The 25,063-nt window shown below is 45.3% G+C and carries 16 protein-coding genes; 14 read left to right on the forward strand and 2 right to left on the reverse strand.

Going from position 1 to position 25,063, the window contains the following annotated elements; genetic code table 11:
* Window positions 1-10: 10 nt before the first annotated feature.
* The 7 genes from NC238_11085 to NC238_11115 all read left to right on the forward strand — a co-directional run bounded on the left by NC238_11085 (window position 11) and on the right by NC238_11115 (window position 9,216).
* Window positions 11-1,303 carry a glycosyltransferase family 4 protein gene (locus NC238_11085; protein ID MCM1566466.1) on the forward strand — a complete coding sequence of 431 codons (1,293 nt, stop codon included), beginning with the start codon at window positions 11-13 and terminating at the stop codon, window positions 1,301-1,303.
* Complete coding sequence (locus NC238_11090; protein ID MCM1566467.1) at window positions 1,300-2,442, forward strand: glycosyltransferase family 4 protein; 1,143 nt, start codon at window positions 1,300-1,302, stop codon at window positions 2,440-2,442. Before NC238_11085 ends, NC238_11090 begins: the two co-directional genes overlap by 4 nt.
* A 97-nt stretch (window positions 2,443-2,539) precedes the next feature.
* A complete protein-coding gene (locus NC238_11095) occupies window positions 2,540-3,955 on the forward strand; it encodes a flippase (GenBank protein ID MCM1566468.1) in 1,416 nt (471 codons plus the stop codon).
* 19 nt (window positions 3,956-3,974) lie between these two features.
* Entirely contained in the window at window positions 3,975-5,309 is a 1,335-nt protein-coding gene (locus NC238_11100) for an O-antigen ligase family protein (GenBank protein ID MCM1566469.1), read from the forward strand.
* Window positions 5,310-5,891: 582 nt separating this feature from the next.
* The gene (locus NC238_11105; protein MCM1566470.1) at window positions 5,892-7,112 is read left to right on the forward strand and encodes a glycosyltransferase family 4 protein; all 1,221 of its coding nucleotides are present in this window, start codon (window positions 5,892-5,894) and stop codon (window positions 7,110-7,112) included.
* A gap of 199 nt (window positions 7,113-7,311) precedes the next feature.
* The gene (locus NC238_11110) at window positions 7,312-8,481 is read left to right on the forward strand and encodes a DegT/DnrJ/EryC1/StrS family aminotransferase (GenBank protein ID MCM1566471.1); all 1,170 of its coding nucleotides are present in this window, start codon (window positions 7,312-7,314) and stop codon (window positions 8,479-8,481) included.
* Between the two features lie 123 nt (window positions 8,482-8,604).
* The gene (locus NC238_11115) at window positions 8,605-9,216 is read left to right on the forward strand and encodes a sugar transferase (GenBank protein ID MCM1566472.1); all 612 of its coding nucleotides are present in this window, start codon (window positions 8,605-8,607) and stop codon (window positions 9,214-9,216) included.
* Between the two features lie 128 nt (window positions 9,217-9,344).
* Here NC238_11115 and NC238_11120 read toward each other — a convergent pair whose 3' ends face one another.
* Both NC238_11120 and NC238_11125 read right to left on the reverse strand, forming a co-directional pair.
* Window positions 9,345-10,325: a glycosyl hydrolase family 18 protein gene (locus NC238_11120; GenBank protein ID MCM1566473.1), complete on the reverse strand. Its 981-nt coding sequence runs from the start codon at window positions 10,323-10,325 to the stop codon at window positions 9,345-9,347.
* Window positions 10,326-10,553: 228 nt separating this feature from the next.
* The gene (locus tag NC238_11125) at window positions 10,554-12,626 is read right to left on the reverse strand and encodes a cell wall-binding repeat-containing protein (GenBank protein ID MCM1566474.1); all 2,073 of its coding nucleotides are present in this window, start codon (window positions 12,624-12,626) and stop codon (window positions 10,554-10,556) included.
* 861 nt (window positions 12,627-13,487) lie between these two features.
* On the opposite strand from NC238_11125, the gene NC238_11130 reads away from it, so the two are divergent.
* The 7 genes from NC238_11130 to NC238_11160 form a co-directional block, all read left to right on the forward strand.
* The gene (locus tag NC238_11130; protein MCM1566475.1) at window positions 13,488-16,157 is read left to right on the forward strand and encodes a cell wall-binding repeat-containing protein; all 2,670 of its coding nucleotides are present in this window, start codon (window positions 13,488-13,490) and stop codon (window positions 16,155-16,157) included.
* Window positions 16,158-16,374: 217 nt separating this feature from the next.
* Entirely contained in the window at window positions 16,375-17,322 is a 948-nt protein-coding gene (locus NC238_11135; protein ID MCM1566476.1) for a TolC family protein, read from the forward strand.
* A gap of 429 nt (window positions 17,323-17,751) precedes the next feature.
* Window positions 17,752-18,711: a TolC family protein gene (locus tag NC238_11140; GenBank protein ID MCM1566477.1), complete on the forward strand. Its 960-nt coding sequence runs from the start codon at window positions 17,752-17,754 to the stop codon at window positions 18,709-18,711.
* A gap of 25 nt (window positions 18,712-18,736) precedes the next feature.
* Window positions 18,737-19,999: an efflux RND transporter periplasmic adaptor subunit gene (locus NC238_11145; GenBank protein MCM1566478.1), complete on the forward strand. Its 1,263-nt coding sequence runs from the start codon at window positions 18,737-18,739 to the stop codon at window positions 19,997-19,999.
* A gap of 48 nt (window positions 20,000-20,047) precedes the next feature.
* Complete coding sequence (locus tag NC238_11150; GenBank protein ID MCM1566479.1) at window positions 20,048-20,773, forward strand: ABC transporter ATP-binding protein; 726 nt, start codon at window positions 20,048-20,050, stop codon at window positions 20,771-20,773.
* Window positions 20,770-22,101 carry an ABC transporter permease gene (locus NC238_11155; GenBank protein ID MCM1566480.1) on the forward strand — a complete coding sequence of 444 codons (1,332 nt, stop codon included), beginning with the start codon at window positions 20,770-20,772 and terminating at the stop codon, window positions 22,099-22,101. The genes NC238_11150 and NC238_11155 overlap by 4 nt, the downstream gene beginning before the upstream one ends.
* A gap of 261 nt (window positions 22,102-22,362) precedes the next feature.
* The coding region (locus NC238_11160; protein MCM1566481.1) for a fibronectin type III domain-containing protein at window positions 22,363-25,063 on the forward strand (2,701 nt) is incomplete at its 3' end.

The raw sequence follows: 25,063 nt of genomic DNA on the forward strand, positions 1-25,063 counted from the left end.
TGGTTTAACGGTGAAGATATTAGTGATCTCCCATATGTATCCTTCATCTCAGAATCCGGCTTACGGCATTTTCATTCATAAGCAGGTTAAAGCGCTGCAGGATCAAGGCTGCGAGATTGAAGTCGTATCGCCTGTGCCGTATGCGCCCTGGCCTCTGCCGGCACTCCAGCCGAAATGGCGGACCTATGCGTCGATACCTGATCACGAAGTGGTGGACGGAGTTGAAGTATACTATCCGCGTTATCTCGAGTTTCCGCGCTCATATTTCCTGGAGCAGTCGGGCTATTTCATGTACCGGGGAATCCGCAGGCAGGTCGCGCAGATCCGCAGGGATTTTCCATTTGAGCTGATTCATGCCCATGTGGCGCTTCCCGATGGCTACGCGGCATTTTTACTGAAGAAAGACGATGATATGCCGCTTGTGGTTACCATCCACGGGCAGGACTTTCAGTCAACCTTGACCAAAAATGAAAAATGCCGCCAGAGACTTTTTGAGGTACTGGAAGGTACGGACAGAATCATTACAGTCAGCTCCAAACTGAAGAATATCATCAGGGACCAGGCTTTTTTCTCGAAGACAGAGGTTATCAATAACGGCATCGACCTGAATGACTGTGTACCGCCGTCGGATGTTTTTCCCGGCCATCATTCAGATAGGCACGGCATTTCCGCTGATATTCTCAGTACAGATCAGAACGAAAGTATTTTAAGTACTGATAGCAGCAGCATTTCCGGTAATACCCGAAAAGAAATAAAAATTCTGAGTGTTTCGAATCTAAAGAAAACCAAGGGCATCGATCTGAATCTCCGGGCGGTTTCATCCCTGGCCGGAAAATATCCTTCACTCAAATATTTTATTGCAGGTGACGGGGAAGAAAGACAGGCCTTAGAGGATTTGACGAAAAGCCTGAACCTCAAAGATAAGGTTGTTTTTCTCGGAAAGCTTACCCATCCTGAAGTGATGAAAGAGATGGCAGAGGCCGATATTTTCAGTCTGCCAAGCTGGCAGGAAGGCTTTGGCGTCGTCTATATTGAAGCGATGGCCCAGGGGTTGCCGGTTATCGGTGTCCGCGGCGAAGGAATCGAAGATGCGCTGATCCATGGCCAAAACGGTCTGCTTGTCGCTCCCCGGAATGTCGAAGATCTCACCGAAGCACTTGATTCACTGCTCAGAGACACTGTTTACTGCCGAAGGCTCGGTGAGGTAGGCAGGCAAACGGTGCTTGACCGGTTCACCTGGTCGAATAATGCGGCCCAAACAGCCGGGGTCTATCAAGGTTTAATAGGAGGCAGGAAAGTTTGAAAATATGCATTCTCACAACAGGCCATCCAGCTCTCGATAACCGAATATTTTACAAGCAGGCTTTGTCTCTTAAGAAAAAATATGACGACATTACCCTGATTGTTCCTGATGAGAGAACTGAATATATGGAACAAGGGATCCGGATCATTGGCGTGCCAAGAGCGGGGTCTCTTTACGGCCGTTTTAAGCTCGGGGATACCGTCGTTGCCAAAGCGATCGAACTGCAACCGGATATCTGCCATTTTCACGACTTTGAACTAATCTACAAAGTGTTAAAGATTAAAAAAGCGCTGCCTGCATGCAAGCTGATTTACGATGTCCACGAGCATTACCCGGATATGATGCGCATGTCCAGGAAGATCCCGCGGATGTTGAGGCCCTTGGCTACTTTTTTGGTCGATAAAAGTGAACTGCATTATGCTGAAAAATTTGACCAGATCATCACGGCAGATGATGCAGTCAAAGACCGGTTTACCGGCAAAAATCCAAGAGTTGATGTGGTCTATAATTTTACTGAATTTATACCGCTGGAAGCTGACGCTTCGCCAAAAGAAACGGAGCTCCCTGAAAAGGAATATGATGCCATTTATCAGGGGGATATTACGCTGGAGCGCGGTGTATATATGACCGTCCAGGCCATCAAGCTGTTGAAGGAGAAGTATCCGGACATCCGGATGGTTTTTGTCGGTCCTTTTAACGACGCTGAAGGCAAAGAACTTGTTACCCAATACATCGAAGAAAATGATCTGAGCAAAAATATCCTTTTCACAGGACGGGTACCCCATGTCGAGGTCCAGGAGTATATCCGAAAGTCTAGGGTTGGCGTTGTTACGCTGCTGCCGCTGCCTAAATATTTTAAGAACATACCGATTAAACAGTTTGAATACATGAGCTGCGGCATCCCTATTGTCGGCAGCAATCTTCCTCCGATCCAGCGTTTTCTGACCAGCTACAACAGTGGGATCATTGTTGATCCGACCAAGCCTGAGGATATTGCCAAAGGTCTGGGCATCCTGCTGGCCGATCCGCGGCTCTGCAAAGAGATGGGCGATAACGGCATCAAGGCTGTCAGAGAAGAGTACAACTGGGGCAAAATGGAGGAAAAGCTGCTGAAGATTTACAGCAGATTTGAGAACTAAGACTTAAGAACATGACTGAAAAGATGGAAATAGATAGAAGCGTCCAAGAAAAACCGTAATGCCGAATAAAGAAAAGCTAAAGAAGAAGTGATAGAGTTTGGATACCCGCCTGATCGCTAAAAATGCTGCGGCCCTGGGAATATCAGGAGTACTTGCCAAGGCCATTGCCGCCGTGGTGGGTATATTTGTTACCCGCTACCTTGGCCCAGGACCATTTGGAGATTACTCCACAGCGTACGCGTTCGTCGGAACGTTTATTCTGTTTGCGGAGCTTGGAATCAGCCAGCTCATGGTGCAGGATTGTTCGAGGAACCTGGCCGAATTGCCGCGGTATTTCGGCAACACGCTGTTTGTCAAGTCCGTAATCTCCATTGTGTGTTTTCTATTAATGGTTATCTTTATGTTCCCAGCCGGATACAATACGTCCACCAAAGAAATGGTTGTCGTTTTGGGCGTGGCTGTATCTTTCAATGCGCTGAATCAGTCGGTCTATAACTATTATCAAGCCGTTCAGAAGCTCTACCTGGCTGCTGCGTTCCAGTTTTTGACCACATTTCTGATTGGAGGACTGACCATTGCGGTGATCTTTACCGGGATGGGAGTCGTCGCAATTACGTTTACACATTTGTTTACGTATATATTGATTAGTGTGCTCTTGTTTTTCGCTCTCAGTAGGGAAATCAGGCCGCGCGTTGAACGGAGCAGCCTGATGCTAATGGTCAGGAACGGATTGCCGTTTGGGATTCACCGGATATTTTATAACGTCTTTTTTCAGCTCAGCATTCTGATTCTGTCACTGACGGCCAGCAATGTCGAGGTAGGGATTTATTCTGCAGCGTACAAGCTTGTCCTGATGCTGATCTTCCTGCCGAGCCTGATGACCAGCGCGCTTTATCCTGTGCTGTATCAGCTCGGGGAAACGGATAAGGACGGTCATCGTAATACGACTGAAAAGGTCTTTAAGCTGCTTTCCGGGATTGGGATCCCAGGCAGCATCCTGATTTTTGTTTTAGCAGGACCTCTGACAACATGGCTGTATGCCGGAAAATTTGATGAATCGATTCCGATCCTGATGATCGTGTCCTGGTTCTTTGCACTGGAATGCATGAGTTTTTCCCTCGGCGATGTCCTGACAACAACCAACCACCAGTGGCAGAGAACCATCGTGCAGGGTTCTGCGCTAGTACTGATGTTTATTCTGATTATGGTCCTGAATCCGCTGTTCGGGATCAGCGGTACAGCGTATGCGCTGATCATTGTCGAGATCTTTATCTTTTGCGGATACTACCTGTTGGTCCGAAAAGGGGTTTATAAAATTCGGATCTGGCGCCAGCTGCCATCAATCATGCTTGCTTCCTTGCTGATGGCAGGGACCGCCTGGTTGACAAACAGCTTTCATCCGCTGATATCTGCTGTAATGGCTGGAATCATTTATTGCCTGGCGCTCGTGATATTGGACAGGGATTTCCGGAAGATCGGTGGATTTGTTATTCAGAAGGGTCTTCGAAAATAAAAACTGGGAGGAATCGAACATGCTTCAGTGGCCGGTATTCGTGTTGACCATCATACTTCTTGGTTACCTGGCTGTCAAAAAGCCGCTATGGCTCGTGCCGTTGCTGGCAGTGGCAGTCGCGCAGGAAATATCGATTAACTGGTATCCTAACCTTGGCTTTTTGGAAAAAGTTTTGGGAGAAGTCTCCCTGACCAGGCTTACCAGTATTGTTCTGATCCTGGCGGCATTTTCCCGCGTGTTTTTTTCGGAGGAGATGCGCAAAAAGCTTAGGGCGGTTCTAAAAGATCCACTGACGCTTGTTTTATTGGCTTTTATCATTCTTGGTGGGATAAGTGTTGTATACTCCGCCAACTTTGGCAACACTGTTACTGAAACCATCCGGCTGCTGATTTTATTTGCCGTGTTTATCTCCACCGCACTTTTGATGGATAAAGAACGTGCCCTGCTGCCTTTCAAAGCCGTACATATCATGGCACTCCTGCTTGCGCTGGTCAGTTTCTATGAAGGAATTACGGGGAACCTGATCTGGCAGGGAGACAAATTGCTGGTTGAGCAGACGCTGCGTGTCAATGCTACCTTTGTCGACCCCAATATTTTTGCACGTTACATCATCCTCGGGATTGCGTCAAATTTTGTTCTGCAGATTTATACCCGGGAAAGAAGCCATAAACTGATTTATATGGCGTGTCTGGCCGTCCTGCTGGCAGAATTAGTACTAACCGGTTCCCGCGGTGGATTCCTGACGCTTCTGGCAATTCTGATTGCTACTTTGATCTTTTTGCCGAACAAAAAGGCTGTTCTCTGGGTTCTTGGTTTAGGTGCCCTTTGCGGGGCGATTGTGATCTTCCTGCGTCCAGAAATCTGGGAGAGGATGCTGACGATAACGAAGGGTTTCGCATATTCGAGCGAGCAGCGTTTATACCTCTGGAAGGCTGCAATAGCAATATTCAAGGACCATCCGCTGATTGGGACCGGACTTGGCACTTTTGAGACCGTGTTTAAACAGAGTTATATTGATTTCATGAATATCCCCGGCGGAGCGATACGCTCCCACACCACCATTCTAACGATTGCTTCGGAACTGGGGGCCGTGGGGTTGGCCCTACTCACAGCGATCTGGGCAGTGATCCTGTACAGGCTGGCCAAATTGTTCAGCCTCGGACATGATTACCTTGGTATGTTTCAGGAGCAAAACCAATACTTTGCAGGCACGGGCTATGTGCTGTGGGCTGCAACCGTATTTATCAGCTCTCAAGCTGAGGGGCGCTTCTTCGAGGATCCGATATTCTGGCTCAGCTGCGCGATGCTGGTGGTGTTGAAGCTTACGCGGAAGTACCGGCTGGAGCTTGACTAAGAATAAATAAGATTTGTTTGGGCTAGTCGTGGGCCACAGATTGATTGCATTTTTAGGGCTTGTCTGCGTGCCACAATTCCGCTTTCGGCCGTTGTGTCCTCCTTGACACAAAAGGCCGCGCTCCGCACTCCTTGCTCCGCTTTTCGCGGAACCGTGGCACGCAGACTGATCATAAGCTTTTATAATTGTTCTGTGGCGCACAGACTAATTATAAGGTCGTTTATGTAAGTCTGCATGTATTAGGCCATCTATGGCTTGCGTTCATGGTATCACGGCATTAAGCTATGGCCGTCGCCGCGTTCCGCATCAGCAGTCCAGCTGGACGCGCTTAGTACATCTTTTTTTACTAGCACAGTGTTTTCAAATTCCCTGCTCAAATCATTCATACAAGCTTGATTACCCTAAATTAGGTCTGTGTGCCACAGTTCCAGCGTTAAGCGGAGCATGGAGGCGGAGCGCGGCTGTTTGCGCCACGGATGGCGCAACAGCCGGGAGCGGAATGTGGCGCACAGACCAACTCGGGAGTTTAACGCAATCATATATTTGAGTATTTATTTTATGAACCTAGGAGTAAAGATAAATATGCGTATTTTGCTTTTGACGCAGTATTTTCCGCCGGAAAAGGGGGCGGCTCAGGTAAGGCTCTGGGAGCTGGCCAAAGGCCTGCGGAACCAGGGGAATACGGTTACGGTCGTAACAGCCTTTCCGAACCATCCCACCGGGATCATCCCGGATGAATACCGGGGGAAAGTGTTTGCGCGTGAGGATATGGAAGGGATCGTTGTTCTGAGAACCTGCATCTATCCGGTGAAGCGGGGCAGATTCTGGCTGCGCTTGCTGAATTATTTTTCTTTTGTGTTTTCCGCTTTTTTGGGGATTTGCCGCAGCGGTCCCCAGGACCTGATTGTCGTGGAATCTCCGCCGCTTTTTATCGGTTTTACAGCCGTCATTGCTTCTTTCTTCAAAAGAGCACCCTATATCTTCAATGTCTCCGATCTGTGGCCGGAATCAGCCGTACAGCTCGGACTTGTCACGAATAAGCAGCTTATCGGCATGTGCGAGTGGCTGGAACGCTGTTTTTACCGCAAGGCATTTAAGCTTTCGGCCCAGACCCAGGGGATTGTGGAAGGGTTGAAAAAGAAAGGGGTCAAAGCTGAAGATATCTTATTCCTGCCTAACGGCGTTGATACCGAACTTTTTAAACCGAGGCCCAAAGACCCGGTGCTGGAACAGCAGCTTGGTCTGCAGGGAAAATACGTGATCCTGTATGCCGGGACGATGGGGTATGCCCATGGGATTGAGACAGCGCTTGAGGCCGCCGATCTGCTGCGCGCCGAGCCGGAAATATTCTTTCTGTTTGTCGGCGACGGGTCCGAAAGACCGCGGCTTGAACAGATCGCCCGGGAAAAGGATCTGCCCAATGTCCGTTTTATCGATTTTCAGCCGCTCGAAGAGATTCCGCGTTATTATTCGTTAAGCAGCATCAGTCTTTCGACCCTCAGACGCTATAAGCTCTCGGAAGGGGTAAGGCCTTCCAAAGTATTCCCGGCGATGGCCAGCGGTCAGCCACTGATCTATGTCGGAGAGGGCGAAGGCGCCGAGATTGTCAAAGAAAGCGGCGGCGGAGTGGTGCTCGAACCCGAAAATCCCAAACTCCTTGCCGAGACGGTCTTGCGCCTAAAGGCAGATCCGGAAACCTGCAGGGTACTTTCCGAAAAGGGCCGGGAATATGTCATCAGGCACTATTCCTGGGACAGTATCGTCAGAAACTGGCTTGAGCAGCTTTATTTGAAGAAAGCCTGAAGTTGTTTTTTGGCCAAAGCGTAGTAAAATAAAGTAGTCAATGAAAAATTAGCCAATGAACAAGGAATTAAAAGTATTGAAGAATAAGCGAAGTATAAAAACAATTAATCGATAAATCAAAAAACAAATCTAATAAGAACAATAGAACAACATAATAACATGATAGCAGACACTGAAACGAAGAAAGAGGCGTAAATCTATGAGTCCACGACGCGAACAGTTCCTTCCCTATGCGCTGCCGCTGATTGAAGATGATGATATTGAAGCTGTTGTCGACAGCCTGAGATCGAATTGGATTTCCAAGGGTCCAAAGACCGGAGAATTTGAAAAGCGTTTTGCCGAATATATCGGTGTCAAACATGCCATTGCGCTGAATTCCTGCACTGCAGGACTGCACATCGCCCTGTTAGCTGCCGGAGTCGGAGCAGGCGATGAGGTGATCACCACGGCCATGACGTTTGCAGCCTCAGCGAATGTGATCATTCACTGCGGGGCAACTCCTGTTCTGGTAGATATTGATCCCAAAACCATGAATATCGATCCGGCAAAAATCGAAGAGAAGATTACTGCCAAGACCAAGGCAATTATTCCGGTCCATTTGGCCGGGCTGCCGTGCGAGATAGATGAGATAATGGTGATTGCGAAAAAATACAACCTTTTTGTATTGGAAGATGCGGCCCATGGCACGTATACGAAGTATAAAGACAGAATGGTCGGTACGATCGGTGATGCGGCAGCCTTTTCGTTCTATGCGACGAAAAACCTGGCAACCGGAGAGGGCGGTATGGTAACGACCAATGATGATGAGCTTGCCGGTAAAATGAGGGTGCTGAGCCTCCACGGCATGAGCCGTAACGCCTGGAACAGGTTTTCCGAGAAAGGCTCCTGGTACTATGAGATTGAATACCCGGGATACAAGTACAATATGACGGATATCCAGGCTGCGATGGGGATGACCCAGCTGGCTAAACTGGAATCCATGCAGGCCAGAAGAGAAGTCATCTGGCAGCGTTATAACGCTGCTTTCAGCAAGCTTCCTGAGATTGAAGTTCCGGCCGATTTTGACTATGCCCGTCATGCCCGCCATTTGTATATGATCAGGCTGAATCTCGATAAACTTACGGTGGATCGGGCTGCGTTTATTGAATTGCTCAAGGAAGAAAATATCGGCACCAGCGTTCACTATATTCCGCTTCCGTATCATCCGTATTACCGGGATACCTTTGGCTACAAACCCGGAGATTTTCCAAAGACGGAAGCGCTCTACGAGAGAATTATTTCCCTGCCGCTTTATCCCAGAATGAGTGATGCCGATGTTCAGGATGTTATTGAAGCCGTACAGCGTGTTATTGAAAAGATCAGGTTATAAGAAGGAAGAACAGACTTTCTCCTCCGTTTCTTATAGAATTTAGGAAATTGCTCGAAATCATCTACGAAAGATAGTAAGAATATTTGTAAGATGTAAAGGAGTAAAATCCCAAGGAGTGGTAATTTGTTTGCGAAAAGGGTTTTAGACCTGTTGATTTCCATCCCGCTGCTCATTATTTTATCCCCATTGTGGCTGATGATTGTCCTTTGGATCAAAGCCGATTCCAAAGGTCCCGCAGTCTTCAGGCAGGAAAGAGTCGGACGGAGCGGAGCGCTCTTCACAATCTATAAATTCCGGACCATGGTTCCGAATGCCGATGCTGTGATGAAGGAAAAAATCGAGCAGCTGAAAAAAGAAGGCAAGTTTGATCCCGACAACTTCATCTTTCAGGATAAGGATGACCCGAGGATTACGAAGAGCGGCAGATTCTTAAGGAAAAGCAGCCTGGATGAACTGCCCCAGCTTTTGAATATTATCAACGGTACGATGAGCATTGTTGGTCCGAGGCCGGAAGTCCCGGAAATCGTGGACCAGTATACGCCTGAACAACGTCATCGTCTGGACATGCCGCCGGGAGTGACCGGTCTAGCCCAGGTCAATGGCCGCAGTGAGCTGACACTCACGGAAACCCTGAAATATGACGTGGAATACGTCCAAAACTGGCGTTTCGGCCTTGATCTGAAGATACTTTTGAAGACCCTTTTTATTGTTTTAAAGGGCAAGGGCGCGTACTAATATTGTAATGGTTCAGCACGTTTCTATAATGACTTACGTACTCTCCATGTATGATAAAAGAAACTTTTCCCGTGAGGCACTTCAGGTGTCTCTTCTTTTTTGGGGGTATTGCTGATTTCGTTCCTTTCCTATTCCAGCAGTGCCGCAAATTGTCCGGCGCTTGTCTGGTCGAGCCAGGCTAGGGACCAGCAGCCTATCCCTCCGAGGCTGAATTCTTTAAGCAGGTAGAGTTTACCTGCCCAGCTCCGGCTATCATCGTAATACACGGTCCAGCGATGACCGTGTTCATCTGTATAGCAAAAAGTTGGTGTACCGATGGGATCGGAGGAAGAGGTCTCTCTCGTGCTTACTGCACGGAAGTGTTCAGCAGTCCGCGTGGCAGCGGAGAGACCTAGCGCTTTGGATACCCAGCGCGTGCCGTCCTGCCGCCAGGTTCTACCGTAAAACGGTATGCCCATCAGGATCTTCGAGGGAGGAATCCGCGTAACGGCATAAGCAATGACCCTGCGCACCCAATCCAGCGGTGCGATCGGACCCGGTGCAGAGGTTGCATAATGCAGGTCGTAGGACATGATCTGTACGTAGTCGGCATATCCGGCCAGCTCGGCGTAGTTATACTGCACGCACCAGGGCTCTGCTGTGTCGGAAGTCCGGGACATCACAGAGACAAGCGTGAGCTTTCCTTCAGCCGATAACTGTGCATAGAGGGCTTTCATTAAAGCGGTAAGTCCCGGTCCGGTATCGGACGAGAGCGCTTCAAGATCGACCAGAATCCCGTCCGCACCGGTATCCCGGATGAGCTTCAGGCAGCTTTCCCCGAAAATGCTGCGTTTCAGAGGATCACGCAGCATATTTCCAGCTGACTTGCCGCTGCCCAGGACCATCGGAACCACTTTGGCCCCGCTGCGCTGTCCGAGAGCGACCAGGTACTTCGGTATTTCAGGATCGGTGAAGACATAGCCAAAGCTGCCATCCGCTTGCAGCGGCCCTGCAAAATTCGGGACCAGGATATCAATTGATTTCAGAAGATTGCCGGAAGCGCAGGCCAATTGTTTCTCGTAAGCTGCCTTACTGCCGTATCCATCCCAGAACTGAAGGTTAGTTGTCATCTTGAAACCCCACTTCTTAGTTTCTTATCTTCTGATATGAATATTCAGCACGAAAAAAGAGGGTGCGTAAACACCCTCTAGCATGACTTAATATTCATAAGATCAACGTTATGGAGTCTATCCGCGCCTAAGCGGAGCACGATGCGAAGCGCGGCTGTTTGTGCCATGGAGGGCACAACAGCCGAAGAGCGGTTAGGGTCCATAACGTACACCGGAAATATTTCGTAATTAATTAATCCGCTCTTTTAGCAGCGGGTACAGCTCCGGAGTACTGACTTCATTGATCCAGCCCATGGACCAGCCGCCGATGCCACCGAGATTGTATTCATCCATGATATCCAGTTTTTTTCCCCAGCTGAGCCTGTCGTCAAAATAGGCTGTCCTGCTGTAGCCGCTTTCATCGACGTACTTAAAGGTTGGTACGCCGATCGGGTCTGTCAACGTGGTCTCTCGGGTGATCGTAGCACAGAACTGGTCAGCGGTCTGCGTAGCAACAGCCCAGCCAAAAACCTTGGATACCCAGCCGCTTCCTTCCGTTCTCCAGGCCCTTCCGTAGTAAGGAACGCCCATCAGGATCTTCTTCGAAGGAATTTCAGTCACGGCATAAGAGATAACCTCTCTGACCCAATCCAGTGGCGCGATCGGGCCGGGAGCAGAGGTCGAATAATGTTTGTCATAGGACATGATTTGGACATAATCGACATATTGCGCAAGGTCACTGTAATCGTATTCATCATACCAGGGTTGATCCGTCGTGGAGGTTTTCGACATCACGGAGACCATGACCAGTTTCCCCTGTGGATGAAGCTGCGTATACAGGCTTTGCATCAGGGCAGTCAGGCCTTCTTCAGAGCTTTCGGAGAGTGCTTCCATGTCGACCAGAATGCCATCGGCATTGGTCTCCGCGATAAGTTTGACAGCACAGTTGATAAAGGTGCTGCGTTTGGTCGCGTTCTGCAGCACGGAATCAGCCGTACTGCCGCTGCTCATGACCATTGGCACAACCTGAGCACCTTTACTCTGTCCCAAGGAAACGAGATATTTTGGTGTTTCGGCACTGCTGAACCTGTAGGCAAAGCTGCCGTCAGCCTGAACGGCTCCTGCAAGGTTTGGAACCAGAATATCGATATAGTCCGACAGATCACCCGGAACATAGGACAGCTGGTTTTCATAGGTTGTTTTATTGGCATAGCCATCCCAGAACTGCAAGGATATTTTGGAACTGGTGCTTCCGATCCGGACAATATTTTGTACTGCTGTACTGATTACATCAAAGCCGCCCAAGAAAAAAAAATTATTCACACTGGCTCTGTTTGTCCCGAGGTAGGTCGTCGTCGGCGTATTCTGCAAGGCATTTTCGTCTTTTGGAACCAGCAGGATCGGGTTATTATTTCTGGCAGCAAGTACAGAGCCTGCCAGTGCATCCGGGAAGGAACCGCCTGTCGCCACGATCATCTTATCCATATTAAACGTAAGGTTTTTCAAGATGGCTACATTGGTCTTGTAGCGGTCCTGGTCACTCAGTCTGCTGACCGTATACCCGGCTGTCTGGAGCTGTTTTGCCACCGAAGCACTAATGGCGCTCTCACCGCCGATCAGGGTAATTTCAGTAACGCCGAGTTTCTGGAGCGCATTCAGGGTTGCTGTAGGGACTTTCTGCGTATCGGTCAGCAGAAGCGGAATTCCATTGGCTGCGGCGTACGAAGAAATGCTCAGAGCGTCGGCAAAGACTTTGCCGGAAGCTAGAAAAGCCCGGGTACTGTTTTCCACGGATGTCGTTGAAATATTAGCCGCCGTTTCATAGCGGTCATTTCCTTGGATCCGATAGGTCGTCAAGCCGTTAGCCTTCAGTGCATTTTCTACGCCCGACGATATCGCCCCTGTCCCGCCAAGGATAAAGACCGAGGAAGCATTCAGCCGCTGGATTTCCTGAAGGACTTCAGGACGCAACCGGTTGGATTCGGTCAGCAGCAGCGGTCCGCCGCCTACTACGGCACTATTGGCCAGAACAGCTCCGGCTAGGGCGTCAGGAAACGCATCTCCGCGGGTCAGGACGACGCTGCTGGCATTGGTCCAGTTATTTGAAGATATTTCGACTGCGGTCTCATATCTGGTTTCTCCGGCAAAACGGGTAAAGGAAGTGGTACTGCTGTCAGCAGCATAGGTGGATTTAGGTGTTTCTCCCGTTCCCATAAACAGGCTGCACGTAAAGAAAGAAGCCAGGGTCAGAGTCGCTATTCCTTTTCTAACCAGGCTTGTCGCTTGCTTTTTCTGATGACTATTCATTTTTAACTTGAACATAAAGATTCTCCTCCATTATTCTGTCTGGCAAAAAACTGGATATCTCTTTATTTCGCCATCAGACTCGAAAGTCCTGTTCAAAATGCAGGAAAATATAAGATCTTGCCGAATTTGTGAAAAACATACAAAAACACAAAAATGTGAGGACAAAAAAATGACCGGAGGAATATTGGCAGCGACGGCTCATCCAATATTTTGCTCGTTTCCCAAAGCGGTCTGTCTGCCGGTCAAAAAGTTTTGCTGTCATCGTACAAAGGCAAAACGGTGATAGCGATCGGCGGGACAAAAGCATTGCCGAGTAGTGTCTTGACAGAGATACGGCAGCTCGGATTACTGTAAAATAAGAAGCAATTTGTCCCCTGCGTCAGGTAAATGCCCCAAAAGCCGTCTTATAGAGGGACTGTGAACAGAATGTCACTAAAAAAACAGTGGAAATTTTTGCGCGAATATTGTAGAATAACATAGCGCGATTAATTTGGGTGATTATGTCAATTTCTTAAGGAATACCAATGTTTCCTGTGAAAAAAGTTGTGTTCTTATGCAGGAATATTGAGTTCTTTAAAGAATAATATATGGAGGTATGAGAAGCTCATTACATAAGCTTCTCTTTACCCATAGAACGTCTAAAGGGATAACCGCCCCTGAGGAACGAGGCTCAGAGGGGGGACGCCCCCGGGTTGGGTGGTGCCTTTAGATATTGCGCAATGTCTAAGGATAATCTTTGCGACACTGTTAAGGGGGGTGAAGAAGGAGATTCCGCATCGAGTAAGGGAGACTGATTCAAAGACAGAAATTAAATTGAATCAGGTTTGCCCGAAGACAAAAAAACCCTTTTTAAAGAAAGAGAGGAGATTTGACTAAATGAGTAGAACGAAGAAGATAGCCGTATTAGCTATCATTGCTATGGTTCTGACCTTGATGCCTGCTGCTATGTTTGCTGCAACAGCTGACAGCACCAGACTTGCAGGTACAGACCGAATTGGAACATCTCTAGAAATTGCTAGCGCAGGTTGGACTACTGCTAGTACAGTAATCCTTGTTCCTGCCGATCAAGCCAACCTCGTTGACGCTCTGGCTGCCGCACCTTTAGCCGGCCAGGAAAACGCCCCGATCCTTTTAACAGGCAAAACAGCCCTTGATGCTAGCGTAAAAGCTAAAATCGCTGCCCTGGGTGCTACCAAAGTTTATGTTATCGGTGCTATTTCCGATGCAGTTGTTGCCGAAGTCAATGCGATTTCCGGCGTTACTGCTACGAAGCTTGCTGGCGCTGATCGCTGGGCTACTGCTAATGCAATCAACGCTAAACTGACCAGCCCTGCTGGTACTTTCGTTGTTGGTTACAATTCACTGGCAGATGCTCTTTCTGTGGCTTCCTATGCTGCAGCTAAGAATTTCGCTATCGTACTGACCAAAGCTGACGGTACTGTAGATTCCTCCAAGATTGTTGGATCCAAAACCTATCTTGTAGGCGGAACCAGTGTTGTTAAGGACTATGCAGGTGCTACCCGCCTTGCTGGTACTGACCGTTTCGACACCAATAAAGCTGTTGTAACAACTTTAGACTTTGAATATGGTAGAGTATATGTAGCTAATGGTTTGTCTCTGGTTGACGCTCTCGCAGCTTCTTCCCTGGCAGCTAATTACAATGCTCCTATCCTTCTTGCTAACGGTTCCAGTATTCCTGCTGGTTCCTCAGTAAGTGACAAAGTGGGCTTCGTAATTGCTCTTGGTGGAGCAAGTGCTGTATCTGACTCTGTGATAAATAGTCTTGTTCCTACTGGACCGATCGAAGTTAAATCAGTACAAGGTGTTGCAGGTAAATCCTATACTGCTGATGATGAAGACCAAACTCTGGCTTTCACCATTAACGGTGGCCGTGTAGTTACAATTGATCAATTGGATGAAAATGGTTATACTATTGAATTCCAAGCAACCGAGAACGTCCTTGATGATGGTTACACTAGCACAACCGGTGCGCTTGATACTACGAATATGGATGACTTCCTGAATGGCGCAGCCAGCGATACTTTCAAGTATGAAGTAATCATCTCCCAAGAAGGTCAAATTGTTGCTCAATCTGACAAAGTTTCTGCTACAGTCATTGAAGGCAATGCGACTGCTGCATCTTCCATTACAACGCTTAAGTTTGAAATAACTGGAGCAATTGCAAATCTAACCAGTAATACACTGGTTCAAGATGAAACTGCAACGATCTCGGAGGTTAGAGCAAATACTGTAAAAGGCAGCAAAAATGTTGATATTACAGATGCTGTTACCGTAACTTCCTCCGATCCTTTTGTAATCGATGTACAGAATGATTTAGATTTGTATGCTGCTGGCGCTGGAACGGCTGATATTACCGTTACTTCCGGTTCTGTCAGCAAGACTGTAACCTTTACAGTTAAAGCATCAACTGGAGAACGTAAACTTACCAAAGTAGTTGCCCCAGTAGGTACGATTAAAATTGCTGGCACAGCCAGAGATGCTTGCCCTGTCATTATGTATGACCAGTATGGTGATACATTAGATACAACGGATGCTACTTTATACAAAATAGCAGCTACGGTTTCCGATCCTGATACCGATGATGTTATCGCCAATATTGCAGCAATAACAGCTCCGGTCTATCCAGATAAAGGACAATTGCTCCTTACATTTACAGGACAGGATGTCACGGGTAATGGAGCGCTCAAAATCCAGAAACCGACTGGAACAACACTTGCTACCATCGATGTTTACGCTTCAACGAATGATGCCGTAAATTCCTATAAGATTCTCGCAGTTGGTGGGGATAATGCCGATTTCTCAATCGACTTGAACCCAGAAGCAGCAGCAGTAAATGTTGACGAAGAAGTCGTTCTCAGAGTTGGAACCTATAACTCTGCCGGCTATTATTGCGGTGATGTTCTTACAGATGCTTTAGAGACAGCTGTCATAGATGTTGACGCTGATAATGACCTTGTACTCGCCGTTGTTAATCCGACCGGCAAAGCGATCCTTGATACAACGATTACTGTGAATCCGAATAACACCTTCACCATTCAAGAAGGAACAGCCTATCTGACTGGCAGCGCAACGATTACAGCTAACAAGTATGTGCTAGTTGGACCTACGGATAAAGGTAAGGTTGCTTCCAGGACAGTTACAGTTAAGAATACTTCACCTGTAATTACCAGTGTTACATTTGAATCAAGCTTAGATGAAATCAGTGTAGCTTCAACAGATATCAGCGAAATTCTCCAAGCTAAGAATATCATTGTTGACGGATCAGCCGGCGACGGAGTTGTTAGAATTGGAGACGGCGGTGAAATCTACTTTGATACAGACACTACTGAAACTTATACTCCTGGAGATGTTATCATTGGACAGTTGGTTGCTGCTAAGGCTGGCGGTACATTAACGCTTGGTGCTCCTGCGTTTGCTAATGGTACCTTGGATGTAACTGCCGCTGATGGTAAGATTACCATTGGTGTTAAGAAGATGGGCGCAAGCTCTCCGTTCAAGACCATTACGGTTGATGCTAACGTCTAATTGAATGGCTCTTTGTAAGATATCAGGTAAGTCCTGAGTCTAGGCAAATAAGCTAACCGAGATGCTGTTAATAGTTTAATACTATTAACAGCATCTTTTTTAGGTTATCTGTCAAATGTGGCTCAATTTAATATGGATGACCCTACAGTAGACAAAACCCTTACAGTGGTATAGAATTAAAACGATTAAGATTAAATTATTCGAGGAGTTAAATCGTATGAAAAAATACGCTTTCCATGTTTTAATCCTTTTGTGCATGTCACTTTTAATGATGCCGCAATATCTTTTCGCTGATGATTGGGAATCAGATCCTAATACTATTTATAAAATGGATTTTGAACAAATAAAAACACTGATGATAGAACGTAATCTGACGATCCTTTCAACAAATGACAGCTACTATGCCCTGGCTAGTGCGGGAGTGGATATAGGTACAGCCGGGATTAACGCAGAGATGGCTAATATGCTCTTAATATACCAGAAGGATGCTGAGTATATTGCTTATAATACAATACAGAAACAAATTGAAGTACAGGCCCAACAGCTGGTCATAGCTGAAAAGGGTTATATATTAGCAAAAAAACAGCTTGAACTAGGGATGACAACGGAAACAGAAGTAGCCAAAGCGCAGAATGAACTAAATAATACAATGATGCAGTTAAGGAACCTTCAAGACACCCAGAAGAAGACGCTAAAGAGTTTCAACATGGCGATTGATCAGGACTGTGATGCTCCTTTGGTACTAGGGACAGTCCCTGTCGTCAAGGAAGAGAACATTTCGAAGATCAAAGTGGATGAAGATTATGAAAAAGCTAAAGTCTTAAGTTATAAAATACAGGTAGCTACTGATAATTATCAGGTAACAGATGCCGAGAGGAATTTTGAGAATGGATTTTACCAAACCTATCAGAACATCTTGGAAAAACAAAAACAGTTAAAGCTCGAACAAGATAAAATGACTGTTGCAGAAAATAAATGGCAATATACTCAGTATAAATCGAACTTAGGTATGATCTCTAATATTCAACTTGAGACAGAAAAGCTTTCATATATGATTCAGACATTATCCCTGGTAAGTGCCCAAAATGCACTGTTTTCAGCTTATAATGACTATCAGTGGGCTAAGGAAGGACTTGTTGTGTCGTCTTCTTCATCTGCATCATAAATTTTTTTAGGCGCCATTCATCAAGCATTTTAAGCGAAAAGCTACAAAACGGAGAGTAAATAACCTTTAGAAGTCGTTGATTAAATCAATGACTTTTTGTTTAGCCAAGTACTAACTGAGACTAGGTAAACGGTGTTTCAGAGTGTATTGTTTAAGCGTCCACAAAGAAATGATTAAATAACGTAGAACCCTGGCACGAAAGTACATCGTACCGGGTTTTTCTTTTTAACGAGGCACCTTATTAATCGTATATTATTGTTCACAGAATCGTACGAAATTGTTCATCAAAAGTTCACATTCATTAACTAGAATGATGAAGGGAATAATTTCCTAGGTAAATTAGAAAACATGTTTTAGTATACTTGTAAAAAACATGAAGAAGTTTATGCAATGATAAGTAAGAAAGTTATATAAAAAAGGAGAATTGAAATGAGGAATAAACGGTTAAAAAAAACAGTATCAGTTCTAACGGTATTTCTTATATTGATCGTGTTAGTACCCGTACAAGTCTTTGGCTCTGACACGAGTGAAATGGTTACCACAGACTCCGAAGGAAGTATGAATACGTATATGATTCCATTTGATAAGATCCAAGAGGAAGTTCTAGCGAAAAGCCCGGATACGGAGGACAATCAGGAGGTATACAATGAAAGTGATAATGGTATAGTAGCCAATTATACATTGGATAAAGCAAATTTAAATGTAGTTTGGGAAGTGCAAAATGATTTTTTTGAGTATAATGACTTGCAAAAACAGCTGAACGCAAGCAAAGCGAAAAAAACACTACTTGAGTATGAATATAAGCTGATGGAGGTGAAAGCTTCTTACGGCGTTGCAACGAAAGAAGAACTTCTTGTAGCTGAAAAAAACGTGACCGATCAAAATAACACTATTGAATCCATTGAAAATCAAATTGATAATATTCTAGAAGATTTCAGATATCATCTAGATCTTGATAAGAAGGCTAACATTATTATCGGAAGTGTACCCTATCAATCTGTACAGTTCTCGAAGATTGATTATAATTCGGATTTATTTCAGGGGTTGAGTAATAGTTATGATGTCAGTATTGCAGCTTGGAATGATGATAATAGTAGTGTGTATTATGATACGGTCAGCAGTTTTAAATCTTCATTTAAAACTGCTTATAACAATCTAAAATCAGCCGTCGAAAAGGTTGATTACGATGAGCGCTACTTTACTACCGATCGAAATGCATTTAAGCTGGCTGAAATTAAATATAAATACGGATCAATCACTAAGCTGGATTATTTAACAGAGGAATATAATTACCTGTGTGCCCAGATAAGCAATGATCAGGACAAAAACGATCTATATAAAGCCTACGTCAAATATGAATGGGCTAAAAAGGGTTTAATCGTAAACTAGTGAACTGAAAAGCGGAGGAGCAGAAATGAAAAAACCAAAGAAAAAATGGCTTATTCTGATTATAGTAATTATTGTCTTAATCGTTGCAGGTGTTGCCGTTAAAACCTTTGCATTTTCCAAGACTAAGACTGCTAGTACAACAGTACAAATGCAGACGATAAGCTTAAAAAAGGGAACGCTCACGGAAAGTATCTCTGCTTCAGGAACAATCTACAGTGCCAAAGTAGAAAATGTTTGTTCCAGTGTAAGCGCTCCGATCGATAAAATCTATGTGGAAGTCGGGGATAAAGTAAAGGCCGGGCAGCTTCTGGCAACACTGGATATGGAAGAAGTGTACAACAACTGCGAAAAAGCGAAGGCAACATTGAATGCAGCCAAAAGAGACTTAGATACCAAAACAACGACGTATGAAACAGACAAAGCCCTTTATGAATATGAAGGGGTGACGGCTGAAGAACTAAAAACTGCGGAATCTGCGCTTGAAAGTGCTAAGGATAGCTATGAAAATGCACAAATCAGTTATAATACCTTAAGCAAGGACCTAAATGAAGGCAATATCACTTCACCGATCGACGGAACCGTAACCGAGTCCAATGCTGAGATCGGATTGAAGCCGCCAACCGACGGTACGCTGTTTGTTGTAGAAGATATCAATGATTTATATGTCAAGGCAAATGTCAGTGAGTATAACATTGCCAGCATTAAGTCTGGGCAGGATGTCCAAGTAACGACCAATGTTACCGGAAATAAGGTTTATCAGGGGAAATTAACTTATATTTCTCCCAAAGCTGTCAGTGAGTCGGGTTCCACTGATGTGGAGTTTGAAGTAAGGGTAAAAATCGCAAATCCTGATCAACTGATTAAGATTGGCATGAATGCTTTCCTGGAAATCGTCCTGAATTCGAAAGATAATGTTTATTCCGTACCTTTTGATGCAGTGGTATCGACCAATAACCGTACAAATTTCATCTACGCAGTAAAGAATAACATCATCGTTCAAATCCCTGTTAAGACTGGTCTTGAAAACTCCACGAATGTTGAGGTCTCAGGAGATGGTCTGGAAAATGGCTTGGTTGTTGTTACCAATCCTTCCAGTGTGGAAGTTGGGCAGACGGTAAGTTTATCGGTGAACAAAAATGGGTCGGCGGCAGGAAATACTCCAGGCGAGAACAGGTCATCCAGAACAGCTCCAAACGAAGTACCGACGCAGGGAAGGATTTCCGGTCAATCTTCGACGGATGGAAGTGCTGCTCATCAGTCGTCCTCTAAAAAAACGACGGCACAGTAGCCTATTATAACATGAATTGTGAATTTCAAATGACAGGGATGATGTGCGTTGATTGAAATTAATAATGTAATCAAAAAATACTATATTGGAATGCCCAATGAGTTAACGATTTTAAAAAATATTAGTTTAAATATTAAAAAAGGTGAATTTGTCTCCATCGTAGGGGCTTCAGGTTCCGGTAAGAGTACATTGATGAATATTATCGGCGCTTTGGACCGCCCAACCTCAGGGACCTATTCTCTTGAAGGGATACCAATCGAGCAGATGAGCCAGAACAGATTATCAGAGGTTCGCAACAAAAAAATCGGTTTTGTTTTTCAGACGTTTAATCTGATCCCCAGATCCTCAGCCCTGAACAATGTAGAATTACCCTTATTCTATATGGGAGTCTCTAAAGAGGAAAGAAGAAAAAAAGCTATGGAGTTACTGGAACTTGTCGGAATGGGAGATCGGGTGACACATATGCCGAACGAGCTTTCCGGCGGACAGAAGCAAAGAGTTGCCATTGCCAGGGCTTTAGCAAACGATCCCGCCATCGTCTTGGCAGATGAACCGACAGGCGCATTGGATACGCAGACGGGCAAAATGGTCATGGATATCTTTCTGAAAATCCATAGGGAAAAACAAAAAACCATTGTTTTAATTACTCATAATCCTGAACTGGCCAAAGAGACTGAACGGCAGATTACGCTGAGTGACGGAATGATTACCGGAGATTCTGATAACCGCAATAGTTCCCTTTTTAAGTATGAAGTAACGGGGGTGAAGCCGTGATTTTAGAAAATATCTTTTTGGCTTTAGCTTCCTTACGGGCCAACAAAATGCGGGCATTGTTGACGATGCTCGGTATCATTATCGGTATTACTTCTGTTATTGCGATTGTAACCATTGGGAATGCGATGACGGCCCGCGTCAATTCCAATCTGTCATCTTTTGGGACGAACAATGTGACTGTTATGGTTCGCGAAAAGTCGGAAAATGAGAGAATGCCTGGAGGCATGATGATGGGAATGGTGGGAGGCGGCGGAGGCCCTTCCGGTGGAGGAGGCTTTGCCAGACACGGAAGCGGTAACACCTCTGCGCCCCAGGATTCTGATTTGATTTCCGAAGACATGATCACAAAAATCAAAAATACATTTTCGTCGAAATTAGACGGAGTATCCTTGTCTGAATCGGCCGGAAGTGCGACGGCTAAAGACGGAGGCCTCTATGCCAATGTTTCGATCATGGGAACAAATACGGATTATCAGGTCGCAAATGACCTGGATATCTTAAAAGGACGCTATATTTCAGACAAGGATATACAAAATTACCGAAAAGTGGCTGTAGTATCAGATAAATTTGTTGCAAATATGTTTCCGGATGGGACGGATCCGATAGCCAAGGTCATCAAAGTCTATACTGACAGTAAAATTGAACTTTACACTATCATTGGCGTATATAAATACGATGCCTCAATGATGGGCCAGCAAAGTACGTCGTCTGATGAAGACCTATCAACAAGTTTATATATTCCGATCTCTATCGCCAAATTAAATTCTGATAATAAGAATTACCAAACGATTACGGTTATTGCGGACAGCGGTACCGACGTTCTGGCATTTTCGGATGACTTACAGACATACCTGGATAATGTCTATCGCAACAATACGGTCTGGGGTGCGAGGGTAATGAGTATGGAATCTGCACTGGAATCCATAACGAGTACCTTGAATACGATTAAAACGGCAATCGCATTCATTGCTGGTATCGCCCTGCTTGTTGGCGGAATTGGAGTTATGAATATCATGCTGGTGTCTGTCACGGAAAGAACGAGAGAAATTGGGACGCGGAAGGCTCTTGGAGCGAAGAATTTCCATATCCAGCTTCAGTTCGTGACGGAGGCGGTCATTATTTCTGGTATTGGCGGTCTTATCGGCATCATTATCGGGACGGCCATCGGTGCCATTGTTTCCGTTGCGCTTGGTGCCCCGGTTACGATTTCCCTGTTTGTGACAATTATCAGTGTGCTGTTCTCAATGGCAATCGGTATATTCTTTGGCTACTATCCTGCAAATAAAGCAGCGAAACTTGATCCGATCGAAGCACTGAGGTATGAGTAATTAAATATGCATAGTTGCTTTAATGCGCCCCGGTGTTGTACTAGCATGCCGGGGTCGCTTTGTTTTGATGACTTTTATATGTCTCAGGAAAATAAAATGTTTCTTCTCACCGCATGATTATTATAGAAATAATGGACAATTTTGGATAATGATATGATATAATATGTGAGTACTAATAGGTAGGAATATTCGTATCTCCTGCAGAATAGGACTTTATTTTAAACGAATATCCTCAAACGATACATAAGGGGAGTGGAATCAATGAAGAAAAAAATGCTAATCGCGCTTTCTCTGATTTTATTGCTGATAGGCAATTCTTTACCTGCAAAAGCCGTAGAGCAGGTGAATAAGGTTACATATAGTAAAAAATACTACTTACAAGAAAGTCATAAGAAAATTAGTTCCGATCTCTTAAAATTGATTGATGAGCAATACCGGACTAATAAAGAAACGAAGGAGCAAGTAAAGTCATCCATAAAAAATATGAAAGCACTGATTAAAGCCGAAGATTCGTCTTCATATGGACTGAATAAATCGAATGATGACTTAGTTTACGTTTATATTCGTGTTAATGATAATGAATCTACCCATATTATTGATAACTACGCCAATAAAGTAAAGAATAGAGACGAGAAAAATCATGTTATTACAGCATGGGTGGAAGTAAATAAAATCAACGTTATTGCCTCTTTAGAAGGAGTAAGATCTGTTAATACTGTTCTTCCTCCTCAAGTCAATGTGGGGTCTGTGACAAGCCAAGGGGACGCTCTTCAAAATGTAGATAGTTTTCGAAATCTTTCGGGTATAGATGGGACAGGTGTAAAAATTGGAATTATCTCTGATGGGGTGGATAACCTGGCAAGTGCTCAAGCGACCGGTGACTTGCCGGGAGACGTTGTCACACTCAGTAACACTGTCGGCGGCGACGAGGGAACAGCCATGTTGGAAATCGTTCATGATTTAGCTCCCGGTGCACAACTATATTTTCATGATTGTGGTGATAATGAATTAGCATTTAATGATGCGGTTGATGCATTGGTCAATGCGGGTTGCCAAGTAATTTGTGATGATATTGGCTGGATCACTCAGCCGTTCTTTGAGGATGGCATTATAGCCAGTCATATCAGCAGTGTAATTGACAGCAATAATATTGTTTATGTTTCATCAGCTGGGAATGAAGCACAAAACCATTATCAGGGGACTTTTCGGGCTGATAATACGGGGTACTACTTTCACGATTTTGATCCTTCTTCAGCAGGTTATTCTCCTTTACTTGTATATATTCCATATGGAGAAACAGTAAGAGTAGTCTTGGAATGGAACGATCGATGGGGAGCTTCAAGTAATGATTATGATTTAATTTTAGCCGATTTAGATGGCCCCCCCCTTGTATCTTCAATCGAGGAACAAAATGGTGATGGCTACCCGGTAGAACTTGTATATTGGACCAATACTGATGCCTCAGGTTATTACCAGATCGTAGTTCCTAAATATGCAGGTGTAGCCAAAACCCTTGAACTATATGTTTATGGGGGCTATATTGCAGATGGCTATTATACATCCTCTGATTCAATATTTGGGCATGCGGCAGTACCTAAGGTAATTGCCGTAGGTGCTGCAAACGCAGATTCTCCTAACAAAATTGCATACTATTCATCACAAGGACCAGTAACTATTTCCTATCCATCAGCAGTCAAAAGAAATAAACCTGACATTATCGGAATAGACGGCGTCAGTGTTACGGGGGCGGGTAGCTTCTCTAATCCATTTTATGGTACGAGTGCTGCAGCACCAGACGTTGCCGCGATAGCAGGGCTGCTATGGGCGCAAAACCCGTCTAAAAGCGCCAGCGATATTAGAACAATAATTACCAGGGGCGGGGTAGACCTTGGAACTACCGGCTATGATACGATATATGGGTATGGCTTGCTGAATATGATATTAGCAGCTTCTCCATGTATACCAGTGGGTCTAGCTGCAGCGCCGAGCGATAAAAGTGCGATAATAAGCTGGACAGCAAATGCGGAGAGTGATATAGCCGGATACCAACTGGAGTATAAGACAACAGCGGCGACCAACTGGACCGTCAAAACACTCGCAGGTACAGTAACAAGTACGACCGTAGGCAGTTTGAGCAATGGAGGAACCTATCAGTTCCGACTAAAGGCCAAGGATAGTGCCGGTAACTTTTCAGGGTATACAGACATCGTCACCTGTATCCCGGTGGATAATGTAGCACCGGGCGTTCCAACAAACTTTAGAATGACCTCGGTCAATGACAGCCGGATTGTGCTGGCTTGGACAGCGCCGACAGCAACGGATCTATCGGGATACCGAATCGCTTATCAAAAAGCCGGAGATACAGAATGGACCGAAACAGGAACAATAGCGAAAATTGTAACGTATACATTGATGGGACTGGAAAACGATATCAACTACAAACTAAAAATACAATCCAGGGATAGTGCAGGGAATTGGTCGGCATACAGTTCGGAAGTTGAAGCAATGCCCCAGGATAAAACACCGCCGGCAGTACCTACGGGACTGACGACATTAGTGGGGACGGATAAGACGATACAAATTAGCTGGACAGCTAATACGGAGACGGATCTGGACGGATATGAAATAGCATGGCAGAAGTATGGAACAACCATTTGGCAGAGTGAAGTTGTAGGGAAAGAAACACTAAGTAAAACAGTAGAAAACTTGACGCATAATGCACGATATTACTTTAAAGTCAGAGCCAAAGATTTGAAAGGGAACTGGTCGAACTATTCAACTGTCGTATACGCGATAGCAAAGGATCAAGTCGCTCCGGCTAGTCCAGTGGGTTTAGCTGCGGCGCCGAGCGATAAAAGTGCGATAATAAGCTGGACAGCAAATGCGGAGAGTGATATAGCCGGATACCAACTGGAGTATAAGACAACAGCGGCGACCAACTGGACCGTCAAAACACTCGCAG

The sequence above is a fragment of the Dehalobacter sp. genome (genome assembly GCA_023667845.1).
Classification (GTDB): Bacteria; Bacillota; Desulfitobacteriia; order Desulfitobacteriales; family Syntrophobotulaceae; genus Dehalobacter.